Origin of the sequence: Plastoroseomonas hellenica, from assembly GCF_018129085.1 — a bacterium.
Classification (GTDB): domain Bacteria; phylum Pseudomonadota; class Alphaproteobacteria; order Acetobacterales; family Acetobacteraceae; genus Plastoroseomonas; species Plastoroseomonas hellenica.
Map to the genome: position 1 here is coordinate 83,957 of NZ_JAAGBB010000021.1, position 13,032 is coordinate 96,988.

The following is a 13,032-nucleotide window of genomic DNA, read 5'->3' on the forward strand; positions in this document are numbered from 1 at the left end:
TCTATCCCACCGCTGCCCTGCGCCGGCGCAGCGACGCGGCGAGGCGCAGGAAGGTGGTGGTGATCTTCCAGCCGGCCTTCAGCCCGGCGGTGAGATTGCCGGAGACCTTGGATTCTCCGCCGCGGCGGCAGCGGTGGTCGACCGGCACCTCAAGGCAGCGCAGGCCGCCGGCGGCGGCCCGCATCTGCATCTCCAGGTTCCAGCCATAGGTCTGCTCGGCCATGCCGAGCGCGGCCAGGCGGTCGAAGCGGATCGCCCGCATCGGCGACATGTCGGTGCAGCGCACGCCATAGGTCAGCCGCAGCAGCAGGCCCGCGAGCCGGCCGGCAACGATCTGCTGCGGCGTCATGCTGCCTGGCTCCCGCCGGCCGCGCAGGCGCGACCCCATGACGAAATCCGCGCTGCCATCGGCCACGGGGCCGATGACCGCGTGCAGGAAGCCGGGCACGTCGCTGCCGTCACCATCCATGAAGCAGACGATGTCGGTCCCCGGCGCCACCGCCGCGACGCCGGCCGCGCAGGCCCGGCCATAGCCGCGGAGCGGCTGGCTGACGACGCGCGCCCCGGCCGCGGCCGCGACCGCGGCGGTACGGTCGGTCGAACCGTTGTCGACGACGATCACCTCGCCGATGCCTTCCGCCAGCACTTCCCGCACCACGCCGGCGATCGGCGCCTCCTCATCGAGGCAGGGGATGACCACCGCAACCGTCGCGCGGCCCGATGGCGCGCTCATGCGGCGGCGATCCCGGCGCGGCGGCGTTCGACGAAGGCCCGCGTCCAGGGGGCATCCTGCGGTGCCGCGACCGCGAAACCGGGCCGATCACCGGCGAGCTCGGCTTCGAGCAGCGCATAGGTGGCGGCATCGTCGATGTCGTACCAGGGATCCAGGATGACCGCCGGCAGCCCGATCTCCCGCGCACGCTCGAGCGTCAGCGCGAAGACCGCGTCGGTGCTCCAGGGGATGTCCTCGAACAGGCGCGCATGCGGGCGCGTGAGGCCGATCAGCGTATAGCCGCCGTCGATCGCCGGGCCGATCACCATGGCATCGCCGCGGCGGAGTGCTGCGACCGCATCCTGCAGGATGGCGTGCGGCAGGGTCGGGCTGTCGGAATTGACGATGATCGCGCCGGCATGGCCCGCCGCCAGCAGGTCGGCGATGCCCTTGTGCAGGCGCGCGCCGAGATCGCCCTCCCCCTGCGGCACGAGCATGAATTCCACGGGGAGCAGGCCGCGGAGCTGCGCTTCCGACCCAACCGGCGTGTAGACTGCGCCGCCGGCGACGCCGCCAGCCTCCGCCAGGCCACCGATGGTGGCCGCGAGGTCGTGGATGAAGCAGGCGGAGATCTCCGCGCATTCCTCCGGCAGCAGCGGTGGCGACAGCCGGGTCTTCGACCGCCCGGGGGTCGGCGTCTTGCAAATGATCGCGATGGCGACCTTGGCGTCCTCCGCATTCATGGCGCTGCCTCCAGCGCCTGCATCAGGTCACGGAGGAGATCCCCCGGATCCTCGAGTCCGACCGAGAGGCGCAGCAGGTCGTCCGGACAGGGCGAATCTGCGCCTTCGATCGATGCGCGGTGCTCGATCAGGCTCTCGACGCCCCCGAAGGAGGTGGCACGCTCCCAGAGTGCGACCCGCGCTGCGACGCCGATCGCCTGCGCGGCACCGCCCCGCAGGCGGATCGAAAGCATGCCGCCGAAGCCGGCCGCCATCTGCCGCCGCGCGACGTCATGTCCGGGATGGTCCGGCAGGCCCGGGTAGAGCACCGTCGCGATGGCGGGATGCGCGGCCAGGCGGGCCGCCAGCAGCGCCGCACTCCGGCTCTGTTCCCGAACCCGCAGGTCGAGCGTCTTCAGCCCGCGCGCCAGCAGCCAGGCATCGAAGGGGCCGATGACCGCGCCCTGCTGGCTGCGGAACTCCTGTATCCGCGACCAGAGCGCGCCGGGCCGCCGGACGGCCAGCACGCCGGCGACCACATCCGAATGCCCGTTCAGGTATTTGGTGGCGGAATGCATGACGATATCGGCGCCGAGATCGAGCGGCCGGGTCAGGACCGGGGTCGCCACGGTCGAATCCGCGCAGACCAGGGCGCCGGCGTCATGGGCACAGGCGGCGACGGCGGCGATGTCGGTGATGGTCCAGAGCGGGTTGCTCGGCGTCTCGATCCAGACGAGGCCGGTCCGGCCGGGGCGGATCGCCTGCCGGACCGCCCCGGTATCGGCCATGTCGATCGCGGTCAGTTCGTGGCCATGGCGGCCGATGCCCCGCAGCCATCGCTGCAGGCCCCGGAACATCAGGGTCGGGACGACGACATGGGTGGGATCGAGCGCCATGAAGACCGCCGCCGCGGCGGCCATGCCGGAATTGAAGAGCATCGCCGATCGCGCATTCTCAAGGGCCGCGATCTGCGCTTCAGCGTGCTGGACGGAGGCATTGTCCGACCGTCCATAGACGCGACCCATCGGATAGCCATTGTCCGCGTCGCGGATATAGGTCGTCGCCACATCGATCGGCGGCGTCAGGGCCCGTGTCGGCGATTCCTGGAATCGTGGCCCTCGCGCGGCCAGCGTCCGCGGCGAGAGGAGCTCGTCCGGCCCATCATTCATGGCGGCGCCCCTCCCATTCGGATGCGGGACATCCGCATGGTGAAGCAAACACGCGGGCGCTGGCGCCGGCCGTGCAGCCACAACTTCGTGATACGGCGCCGCACCGGAGGGCGCGGCCGTATGACACTACGACGACGATATCCAAGCAGGCCCTCCGCCAGCGACGCCTGGTCGGGATACGCCCGGGGGCCGGCGTCGGTTACGCCGCCCGCGTCACATTTTCGGGGCCTGGCGCTGCCCCTCCCGGATCACTTCACCTGGCGCTTCTCCAGCTTGCGGGCGAGCGTGCGGCGATGCATGCCGAGCCGCCGCGCGGTCTCGGAGATGTTGAAGTCGGTCTCCGCTAGCATCCGGTGGATATGCTCCCATTCCAGCGTCTTGATGCTGGTCGGGCGCGCCGGCAGCGCGACGCCGGCATCGCCGGCCGCCTTGTTGAAGGCATCCTCGATGTCGTCGGTATTGGCGGGCTTGGCCAGGTAGTGGCAGGCGCCGAGCTTGATCGCCTCCACCGCCGTCGCGATGCTCGCGAAGCCGGTCAGTACCACGATCAGCATCGCCGGGTCATGGGCGTGCAGCAGCTCCACGGCGCTGAGCCCGGACGCATCGGCGAGCTTCAGGTCGACGACCGCGCGATCCGGCGAATGCTCCTTCAGGAGCGCGGTCAGCTCGCCGAGGCCGGCCGCCAGCAGCACCGCATAGCCGCGCCGCTCGAAGGAGCGCTTGAGGGTGCGCGCGAAGGCGTCGTCATCCTCTACGATGATCAGCAGCGGTTCAGCGCTCATGCGGGTGGTCTCCAATCGCGAGGGCGTCGAGCGGCAGCACCAGTTCCACGGCAGCGCCGCCTTCGGGGCGGTTGCTGACCGTGGCGGTGCCGCCGAGCTTGCGCACGACATTGACGACCAGGAACAGCCCCAGCCCGCCGCCGCGCCGCCCCTTGGTTGAATGATAGGGCTTGCCGAAATGCGCCAGCATCTCCGGGGTGAAGCCGGGGCCGGCATCGCTGACCCGGATGGTCAGCGTGTTGTCCTCCCGCGCGGCGGCCAAGTGGACCCAGCCGGGCGACGCCTCATAGGCATTGTCCAGCACATTGAAGACGACCTGCTTGAGCGCGGTGTCGGAGACGATGGCGAGATCCTCGTCCACTCCATTCGCGTAGTGCAGGGTGCCGGCCGAGCGCGCCGCGCGCCATTGCGCGACCAGCCCGTCGAGGAAGGCGTTCACCGTCGTCACGGCCGGGGCGTCGCCGCGCGCTTCGCCGGCGGAGATCAGGATGCCGGTCAGGATCTCCTTGCAGCGCTGCACCGCCGCCTGCATCTCCTGGATCTCCTGCGCGAGCTCGGCGTCGCTGGACAAGGCGGGCATGCGCCGCCAGTCGTTCAGGATGACCGACACCGAGGCGAGGGGCGTGCCGAGCTCATGCGCGGCGCCGGAGGCGAGCAGGCCCATGCGCACGATGTGGTCCTCCTCCGCCGCATGCTGCTTCAGCGCGGCCAGGCGCGCGTCGCGTTCGCGCAGGTTGCGGTTGATCCGGGTCATGAAGACCACCACCAGCACCGCGTTCAGGACGAAGCCGATGAGCATGCCGAGGATATAGAGGGTGAAGAGGTCGGGACCATCCGCCGGCAGGGCGAGCGGGCGATAGCGGGCGGTGAGGCCGAGCAGCCCGGCGCAGGCGGTGATCACGATCGCCCAGGTCGACCAGGCCTCCAGCAGGATCGCGCCGAGCGTGAGCTGCAGCAGATAGAGGGAGGTGAAGGGATTGCTGACGCCGCCGCTCAGATGGAGCTGCGCGGTCAGCGCGACGACATCGAACATCAGGGCGATGAGCAGCGCGCGGTTGCTGACCGCGACGCCACGCCGCAGCCAGAGGAGGCTCGCGAGGTTGAGCAGCACCAGCGCGGCGGCCACGATCGCCATGGGCAGGAGCGGCAGCGCGATGCCGAGCCCGAGCTCCACGACCGCGATTGTCGCGACCTGGCCCGCGACCGCGATCCAGCGGAGCTGGATCAGCAGGATCATGTTCTTGCGGTTGGTCGTGTCGTCCGCCGGTGGCACGCCAAGGCCTAGAGCATGATGCGTTCGCTTGCGCTCAGGGATCATGCTCCAGGACTTTGTTTGATCGCGTGATTCAGACTTTTCGGCCGAAGCGGCCTCAAGTCATCACGCTCTGGCCGCTGCATTCGGCTCACCCGGTCAACATCCCTGCCCCGCCCGCGCGCGGACGCAGCCTCGACCTGTCGTATAGGCCATAGCCCAGCCAGCCGGCCAGCATGGCGGCCAGCGCGAACCAGGTCAGCGCATAGATCAGGTGGCTGTCGGGAAAGGCGATGACCGTCAGCCCGCCGATCGGCAGCCCGCCGGGATTGGGCGTGGCATCGGCATCGATGAAATAGGGCGCGGCCCCGGCAAGGCCGCGCGCCGCGGTGATGGCGGCGACATCGCGCGAATACCACCGCTCCGCCCCCGGATCATTGGCGCGCAGGAAGCCGCCGCCAGGTTCGGTCAGCCGCAGAAGGCCAGTGACCGTGACCGCGCTGGCAACCTGGCCGGCGGCGCGTGCGGCGGGGTCGCGCCGCTCCGGCGGCACGAAGCCGCGATTGACCAGGATGGTGAAGCCGTCCTCGGCCACGAGCGGCGTCAGCACCCAGTAGCCGCTGCCGCGCTCGGTCGCGGCCTGCACCAGCGTCTCCCGCCCGTGCAGGAAATGCCCGGTGAGGCGGAGGCGCCGATAGGCATCGCCGGCATCGATCGCCGGCCAGGCGGCCGGGCCGGGCGCCGCCGTGGGCGCCGCGTGGATGCGGCCCTCCACCTGCGCGATCAGGTCGTGCTTCCAGACCCGGCGCTCGAGCTGCCAGATCCCGAGTGCGGTAAGGCCCGCGATCCCGGCCAGTGCGGCGAGGCCGAGCAGCGCCGCCAGCCAGGCCGGACGGCGGCCGGCCATCACCGCATGCCGCTCATGTCGTGCGGCGGCATCATGTTGGTGTTGAGGTGGTACATGACCCAGAGCGAGCCGGTCAGGGTGATGAGCACCAGGATCAGGGTGAAGATCAGCGCCAGCATCGACCAGCCACCTTCCGAACGGCTAGTCATGTGCAGGAAGTAGATCATGTGCACGACGATCTGCACCACGGCGAAGCCCATGATGGTGAGCGCCGTCGCCTGCTGGCTGCCGAGCGCGCCGGTCATGACCAGCCAGAAGGGGATGGCGGTCAGCACCACCGACAGCCCGAAGCCGATCAGGTAGGAGCGCCGCGTGCCATGGGTGTGGCCATCGTCATGAGCGGCCGCGCCATGCGCGGCCTGCGCGTCGGTGCTCATCGCAGCATCCCCATCAGGTAGACGAAGGTGAAGACGCCGATCCAGATGACGTCGAGGAAGTGCCAGAACATACTGAGGCACATCAGCCGCCGCCGGTTGGCCGGGATCAGCCCGTGCCGTGCCACCTGCACCATCAGCGTCACCAGCCAGACGATGCCGAAGGTGACGTGCAGCCCATGGGTGCCGACCAGGGTGAAGAAGGACGACAGGAAGGCGCTGCGCTGCGGCGTCGCGCCGATATGGATGAGGTGGGCGAACTCATAGAGCTCGATCCCGAGGAAGGCCAAGCCGAAGAGGCCGGTGACCGCGAGCCAGGCCTGGGTCGCGGCGCGCCGCCCCTCCTGCATTGCCAGCATGGCGAAGCCGTAGGTGATGGAGGAGAACAGCAGCATCGCGGTGTTGAGCGCGACCAGCGGCAGCTCGAACAGGTCCTTGGGCGCGGGGCCGGCCGCGTAGTTGCCGCCCAGCACGCCATAGGTCGCGAAGAGCACCGCGAAGATCAGGCAGTCGCTCATCAGGTAGATCCAGAAGCCGAGCATGGTGCTGCCGCCTTCGGCATGCCCATGCTCCTCCTCCAGATGGAAGACGGTGCGGTCGATGGTGGCCACGGTCGTGTCCATGGATCAGCTCCGCGCCGCGAGAAGGCGGGTGCGCGCATCCTCGGCCGCGACCACCTCGTCCACCGGGATGTGGAAATCGCGGTGGTAGTTGAAGCTGTGGATGATGGCCGTCGCGATCAGGCCGGCGAAGCAGAGCGCCGCGAGCCACCAGATGTACCAGACCAACGCGACCGCGAGCACGGTGCTGAGCCCGGCCAGCACCACGCCGGCGCCGGTGTTGCGCGGCATGTGGATGGGCCGGAAGCCCTCGGTCGGCCGCTGGTAGCCGCGCCGCTTCATGTCCCACCAGGCATCGCCGTCATGCACCACCGGCGTGAAGGCGAAGTTGTAGGCGGGTGGCGGCGAGGCGGTTGCCCATTCCAGCGTCCGCCCATCCCAGGGATCGCCGGTCGGGTCGCGGAGCGCTTCCCGGCGGCGGATGCTGACGAAGATCTGCACCAACATGGCGACGATGCCGAGCAGGATCAGCACGGCGCCGAAGCCCGCGATCACGAACCAGATCTGCAGCGAGGGGTCGTCGAAGACGCGCAAGCGCCGGGTGACGCCCATCAACCCCAGCACATAGAGCGGCATGAAGGCGAAGAAGAAGCCGAGCACCCAGAACCAGAACGACATCTTCCCCCAGAAGGGGTCGAGGCGGAAGCCGAAGGCCTTCGGGAACCAGTAGTTGAGGCCGGCGAAAAGGCCGAAGAGCACGCCGCCGATGATGACGTTGTGGAAATGGGCGACCAGGAACAGGCTATTGTGCAGCACGAAATCGGCCGGCGGCACCGCGAGCAGCACGCCGGTCATGCCGCCGATGACGAAGATCAGCATGAAGGCGACGGTCCACATCATCGGCAGCTCGAAGCGGATGCGGCCGCGATACATAGTGAACAGCCAGTTGAAGATCTTCGCGCCGGTCGGGATCGAGATGATCATCGTCGTGATGCCGAAGAAGGAATTCACGCTGGCGCCGGAGCCCATGGTGAAAAAGTGGTGCAGCCAGACCAGGTAGGAGAGGATGGTGATGACGACGGTCGCATAGACCATCGAGCTGTAGCCAAAGAGGCGCTTGCCCGAGAAAGTCGACGCCACCTCGGAGAAGATGCCGAAGGCCGGCAGAATCAGGATGTAGACTTCCGGATGGCCCCAGATCCAGATGAGGTTGACGTACATCATCGGGTTGCCGCCGAAGTCGTTGGTGAAGAAGTTGGTGCCGAGGTAGCGGTCGAGCGAGAGCAGCGCGAGCACCGCGGTCAGCACCGGGAAGGCGGCGACGATCAGCACGTTGGTGCAGAGCGCGGTCCAGGTGAAGATCGGCATCTTCATCATCGCCATCCCCGGCGCGCGCATCTTCACGATGGTGCAGACGAGATTGACGCCGGACAGCAATGTCCCGACACCGGCCACCTGCAGGGCCCAGATGTAGTAATCGACCCCGGGATCGGGGCTATAGGCGATGCCGGAGAGCGGCGGATAGGCGAGCCAACCGGTGCGCGCGAATTCGCCGACGAAGAGCGACATCATGACGACCGCCGCCCCGCCCGCCGTCATCCAGAAGCTGAAATTGTTGAGGAAGGGGAAGGAGACGTCGCGCGCGCCGATCTGCAGCGGCACCACGTAGTTCATGAGGCCGGTGACCAGCGGCATGGCCACGAAGAAGATCATGATCACGCCGTGCGCGGTGAAGATCTGGTCGTAGTGGTGCGCGTTGAGGTAGCCCTCGCTGCCGCCGAAGGCCATGGCCTGCTGCAGGCGCATCATGATCGCGTCCGCAAAGCCGCGTAGCAGCATGACGAGGCCGAGCACCATGTACATGATACCGATGCGCTTGTGGTCGACGCTGGTGAACCACTCCGTCCAGAGATAGCCCCAGAGGCGATAGCGGGTCAGCAGGGCGAGCAGCGCGATGCCGCCGAGCGCCACGACCGCGAAGGTCGCGACCAGGATCGGCTCGTGCAGCGGCAGCGCGTCCAAGGTCAGCCGGCCGAACAGGAGGCTCTGCGTCGCGGGATGGTCGGACATGACGGGCCTCAGGAATCGGAGGGCCGGCGCGATCCGCCGAGCCAGGTGGTGGCGGGTGCCGCGGGCGTGAAGGACGGGCGCGGCAGGCCGGCGCCGCGCACCGGTGCCGTGGTGGGGGCTGGCGCCAGGCTCGTGCGGCTCCGCGCCGCGATCGCCGCGGCGGCCGCTTCCTCGACCGAGCAGATGCTCGGCACGAAGCCCGGGCCCGGGCCGAAGACCGCGCCGACGCGGGCGCCGGCCGCATCCAGCGCCGGCAGCACGGCATGGATCCCGGCACGGCCGAGGCCGCCGCGGGCATCGATCGCCATCATCTCGTTCATGCACATCCGGCCGGGCTCGGCGCACATGTTGAGGATGGCGCCATAAAGATCGGGATCGATCCGGCCCCAGCGCCGCGCCGGCTCGTTCTGGCTCGGCCGGGCCAACGCCAGGTAGGCGGGACGGTCGAGCATGGCGTCCGTCGCGCGCGCGCGGTCGACCCAGGCCTCGAACCCCGCCGCGTTCAGGCCGCGGAAGGTGAAGCGCATGCCGGAGAAGCCGGCGCCGCTGTAATTGGCGGAAAAGCCCTCATAATCGCCGGCATGGTTGATGACCGCGTTGAGCCGCGTCTCCATCCCCGGCATGGCGTAGATCTGGCCGGCCAGCGCCGGGATGTAGAAGGAGTTCATCACCGCGCTGGAGGTGATCCGGAAATGGATCGGGCGATCGACGGGCGCGGCGAGCTCGTTCACCGTCGCGATGCCGTATTCGGGGTAGATGAACAGCCATTTCCAGTCGAGCGCGACCACGTTCACATCGAGCGGCCGCACCTCCTCCGGCAGCGGCCGGCCGGCGGCGACGCGGCCGATCGGGCGATAGGGATCGAGGAGATGCGTGCCGGTCCAGGTGATGGCGCCGAGGGCGATGATGATCAGCAGCGGCGCCGCCCAGATCACCAGCTCGAGCTGGGTCGAATGGTGCCAGTCCGGATCGTAGCGCGCCGCCTTGTTCGACTGTCGGTAGCGCCAGGCGAAGAAGACGGTCAGCACCATCACCGGAATGATGATCAGCAGCATCAGCACGGTGGAGACGATGATCAGGTCGCGCTGCTGCGCGGCGACGTCGCCGGAGGGCGCCATCACCACGAAGTTGCAGGCGCCGAGGAGCGCCAGGAGCGGCAGCAGGGCAAGGGTCCGAAGGCGGCGCAAGGCAGGTCCGATCGCGGCAGGCGGGGTTGCCATGCATCGGGTAGCGGCGCCGCAGCGGCGCGGCCATTGGACAATTTGCCCAATCCCCCGCCGCTGCCGGTCAGGCTAGGACACCGACTGGACGATCAGGAACAGCGCCGATGATGGTCGCAGCCGCCGAACCGAGCCCACAGCCCCTCGGGCAGGAGTTGCCGGAGGCCCATGCCCGCCATGGGGAGGTGAACCCGGGCGAGATCGCGGTCGGCGTGATCATCGGCCGCACCTCGGAGTTCTTCGACTTCTTCGTCTACGCGATCGCCTCGGTCGTCGTCTTCCCGCAACTCGTCTTCCCCGATGCCGATCCGCTGACCGGCACGCTCTATTCCTTCGCGATCTTCGCCCTCGCCTTCGTCGCGCGTCCCTTCGGCACCGCGCTGTTCATGGCGATCGACCGCGCGCATGGGCGCGGCACCAAGCTGACCATCGCGCTGTTCCTGCTCGGCTGCTCGACGGTCGCGGTCGCCTTCCTGCCGGGACAGGCACAGATCGGTGCCGCGTCGCCGCTGCTGCTGGCGCTGCTCCGCATCGGCCAGGGCCTGGCGCTCGGCGGCACCTGGGACGGGCTCGCCTCGCTCCTCGCGCTCAATGCGCCGAGGCAGCGGCGCGGCTGGTACGCGATGATCCCGCAGCTCGGCGCCCCGCTCGGCCTGATCGTGGCGAGCGGGCTCTTCGCCTTCTTCCTCGGCTCTCTCTCGGCGGAGGATTTCTTCGACTGGGGCTGGCGCTACCCCTTCTTCGTCGCCTTCGCGATCAATGTCGTCGCCCTCTTCGCACGGCTTCGCATCGTGGTGACGCCGGATTACACCAAGCTGTTCGAGAGCCAGGCATTGCAGCCGGCGCCGGTCGGCGCGACGCTCCGCGCGCATTGGCGTGACGTCGTCATCGGCGCCTTCACGCCGCTCGCCAGCTTTGCGCTGTTCCACATGGTGACGGTCTTCCCGCTCTCCTGGGTCTTCCTGTTCACGCGGCAGGCGCCGGCACGCTTCCTGGCGATCGAGGCGGCGGGCGCGGTGATCGGGGTACTGGCGATCATCGCCTCCGGCATGGTCGCTGACAGGATCGGCCGGCGCGCGCTGCTCGGCGTCACCGCCGTCGCGATCGCCGCCTTCAGCGGCTTCGCGCCGCAACTCCTGGATGGCGGCGACATCGGGGAGGCGGTGTTCATGGCGCTGGGCTTCGTGCTGCTCGGCCTCGCCTTCGGGCAATCCTCGGGCGCCGTCGCCTCCGCCTTCCCCAATGCCTACCGCTACACGGGATCGGCGCTGACCGCCGACCTCGCCTGGCTGGTCGGCGCCGGCTTCGCGCCGCTCGTCGCGCTGATCCTCTCCAGCCGCTTCGGGCTGATCGCGGCCGGCGCCTACCTGCTCTCGGGCGCGGTCTGCACGCTGGTGGCGCTGGCACTGAACCGGCGCCTGGCGCCGCCGCCGGGATAGGGTCCAGCATCCCGGGCAACGATCCCGGGTTCCGTCGCCGGCATCCACCCGCCATCATGCGCCGCCACCGGGAAGCTGATCCGAGCCGCGCATGCATGCCCCGCTGATCGCCTCGATCGCGCTTGGCCTCGTCCTCGCCTTCGCGCTGGGCCTGCTGGCCCATCGCTTCCGCGTCTCGCCCATCGTCGGCTATCTGCTGGCGGGCGTCGTGGTCGGACCCTTCACGCCGGGCTTCGTCGCCGACCAGCATCTCGCGAACCAGCTCGCGGAGATCGGCGTCATCCTGCTGATGTTCGCGGTCGGCCTGCATTTCTCGCTGAAGGAATTGCTGGCCGTCTGGCCGATCGCGGTACCGGGCGCGATCGGGCGCATCGTCGTCGCGACGCTGATGGGCATGGGTCTCGCCTGGCTGCTCGGCTGGGGGGCGGGCGCCGGGCTGGTCTTCGGGCTGGCACTCGCCGTCGCCTCCACCGTCGTGCTGGTGCGCACCCTGCAGGAGCGCCGGGTGGCGGATACCGAGCGTGGCCATATCGCCGTCGGCTGGCTGATCGTCGAGGACCTGGTGACCATCCTGGCGCTGGTGCTGCTGCCGGCGCTGGCGTCCACGGTCCATGGCGCCGCCGGCCAGGGCTTTGGGGAAATCCTGGCCACCGCCGCGATCACGCTCGCCAAGGTCGGGGCCTTCATCGCGATCATGCTGGTCGCGGGACGGCGGGTGATCCCCTGGATCATGCACCACGCCGCGCATACCGGATCGCGCGAGCTGTTCCGCCTCGCGGTCTACGCGGTGGCGCTCGGTGTCGCCTTCGCGGCGTCGGAGCTGTTCGGCGTCTCCTTCGCACTCGGCGCCTTCCTGGCGGGGATGGTGATGGGGGAGAGCCAGCTCTCGCAACGCGCGGCGGAGGAGGCACTGCCGCTCCGCGACGCCTTCGCGGTGCTGTTCTTCATCTCGGTCGGCATGCTGTTCAACCCGGCGGTGGTGGTGACCGCGCCGCTCGCGCTCGTCGCGACGCTCGCGGTTGTCATCCTCGGCAAGTCGGTGGTCGCCTATGCGATCCTCCGCGCCTTCCGCCACCCCCGGGGCACCGCGCTCAGCATCGCGGCGAGCCTCGCGCAGATCGGTGAATTCTCCTTCGTCCTGGTCGGGCTCGGGACCGATCTGCAGGTGCTGCCGCCCGAAGGCCGCGACCTGGTGCTGGCCGCGGCCATCCTCTCGATCCTCGCCAACCCGATCCTCTTCGCCGTGGCGGAGCGGCTGCGCACCGCTTGGCTGCGGCCGCTGCCGGCCGAGCCCGCGCCGGCAGCGCCCGAGATCGAACCGCCCGCGGCGCCGGCGCATCCGCCGGGCGAACCCGCGGCAGCGCCCGCGCCGGCGGACAGGAACGGGCGCATCATCGTACCGGCGCTGACCGACCATGAGGTGGTGATCGGCTATGGCCGCGTCGGCAGCCTGGTCGCCGCCGGCCTCCATGCCGCCGGCCGGCCGCTGCTGGTCTTCGAGGATCTGGAGGCGCCCTGCCTGGCGGCCCGGGAGGCGGGCATCGACGCCGTGCTCGGCAATGCCGCGGATCCGGAGCTGCTGGCGCTCGCGAACCTCGCTGCCGCGCGGCGCGTCTTCGTCACCGTCCCCGAGGCTTTCGAGGCCGGGCAGATCGTGGAACAGGCGCGCGCCGCCAACCCGGCGATCTCGATCGTGGCGCGCGCCCATTCCGATGCGGCGGTCGCGCACCTGAAGAAGCTCGGCGCCGACCGCGTCATCATGAGCGAGCGCGAGATCGCGCACCGCATGCTGGAAGGTGTGGCGCCGCCGGTACCCTGAGTGCCG

At 69.5% G+C, this 13,032-nt stretch carries 12 protein-coding genes; 2 read left to right on the forward strand and 10 right to left on the reverse strand.

What is annotated here, in order from left to right:
* Nucleotide 1: 1 nt before the first annotated feature.
* The 10 genes from GXW71_RS17940 to cyoA form a co-directional block, all read right to left on the reverse strand.
* A complete protein-coding gene (locus tag GXW71_RS17940) occupies nt 2–733 on the reverse strand; it encodes a glycosyltransferase family 2 protein (protein ID WP_211853924.1) in 732 nt (243 codons plus the stop codon).
* Nucleotides 730–1,455 carry a TIGR04282 family arsenosugar biosynthesis glycosyltransferase gene (locus GXW71_RS17945; RefSeq protein WP_211853925.1) on the reverse strand — a complete coding sequence of 242 codons (726 nt, stop codon included), beginning with the start codon at nt 1,453–1,455 and terminating at the stop codon, nt 730–732. Before GXW71_RS17945 ends, GXW71_RS17940 begins: the two co-directional genes overlap by 4 nt.
* A complete protein-coding gene (locus GXW71_RS17950; protein ID WP_211853926.1) occupies nt 1,452–2,603 on the reverse strand; it encodes a trans-sulfuration enzyme family protein in 1,152 nt (383 codons plus the stop codon). Before GXW71_RS17950 ends, GXW71_RS17945 begins: the two co-directional genes overlap by 4 nt.
* Before the next feature lie 248 nt (nt 2,604–2,851).
* On the reverse strand, nt 2,852–3,385 hold the full coding sequence (locus GXW71_RS17955; RefSeq protein WP_211853927.1) for a response regulator transcription factor: 534 nt from the start codon (nt 3,383–3,385) through the stop codon (nt 2,852–2,854).
* A complete protein-coding gene (locus tag GXW71_RS17960; protein ID WP_367617326.1) occupies nt 3,375–4,658 on the reverse strand; it encodes an ATP-binding protein in 1,284 nt (427 codons plus the stop codon). The genes GXW71_RS17955 and GXW71_RS17960 overlap by 11 nt, the downstream gene beginning before the upstream one ends.
* A gap of 130 nt (nt 4,659–4,788) precedes the next feature.
* Nucleotides 4,789–5,544 carry an SURF1 family protein gene (locus GXW71_RS17965; protein ID WP_211853929.1) on the reverse strand — a complete coding sequence of 252 codons (756 nt, stop codon included), beginning with the start codon at nt 5,542–5,544 and terminating at the stop codon, nt 4,789–4,791.
* Nucleotides 5,544–5,921, reverse strand: coding sequence for a cytochrome o ubiquinol oxidase subunit IV (gene cyoD / locus GXW71_RS17970; RefSeq protein WP_211853930.1), 378 nt, complete (start codon nt 5,919–5,921; stop codon nt 5,544–5,546). Before cyoD ends, GXW71_RS17965 begins: the two co-directional genes overlap by 1 nt.
* A complete protein-coding gene (cyoC, locus tag GXW71_RS17975; protein ID WP_211853931.1) occupies nt 5,918–6,541 on the reverse strand; it encodes a cytochrome o ubiquinol oxidase subunit III in 624 nt (207 codons plus the stop codon). The genes cyoD and cyoC overlap by 4 nt, the downstream gene beginning before the upstream one ends.
* 3 nt (nt 6,542–6,544) lie before the next feature.
* Nucleotides 6,545–8,518, reverse strand: a complete 1,974-nt coding sequence (gene cyoB, locus GXW71_RS17980; RefSeq protein WP_456315989.1) for a cytochrome o ubiquinol oxidase subunit I — start codon at nt 8,516–8,518, stop codon at nt 6,545–6,547.
* 38 nt (nt 8,519–8,556) lie between these two features.
* On the reverse strand, nt 8,557–9,735 hold the full coding sequence (gene cyoA / locus GXW71_RS17985; RefSeq protein WP_246526673.1) for a ubiquinol oxidase subunit II: 1,179 nt from the start codon (nt 9,733–9,735) through the stop codon (nt 8,557–8,559).
* A gap of 140 nt (nt 9,736–9,875) precedes the next feature.
* Between cyoA and GXW71_RS17990 the strand changes: the two genes are divergently transcribed.
* Together GXW71_RS17990 and GXW71_RS17995 are read left to right on the forward strand one after the other, a co-directional pair.
* Nucleotides 9,876–11,207, forward strand: coding sequence for an MFS transporter (locus GXW71_RS17990; protein ID WP_246526674.1), 1,332 nt, complete (start codon nt 9,876–9,878; stop codon nt 11,205–11,207).
* 91 nt (nt 11,208–11,298) lie between these two features.
* Complete coding sequence (locus GXW71_RS17995; protein WP_211853934.1) at nt 11,299–13,026, forward strand: cation:proton antiporter domain-containing protein; 1,728 nt, start codon at nt 11,299–11,301, stop codon at nt 13,024–13,026.
* Nucleotides 13,027–13,032 lie beyond the last annotated feature (6 nt).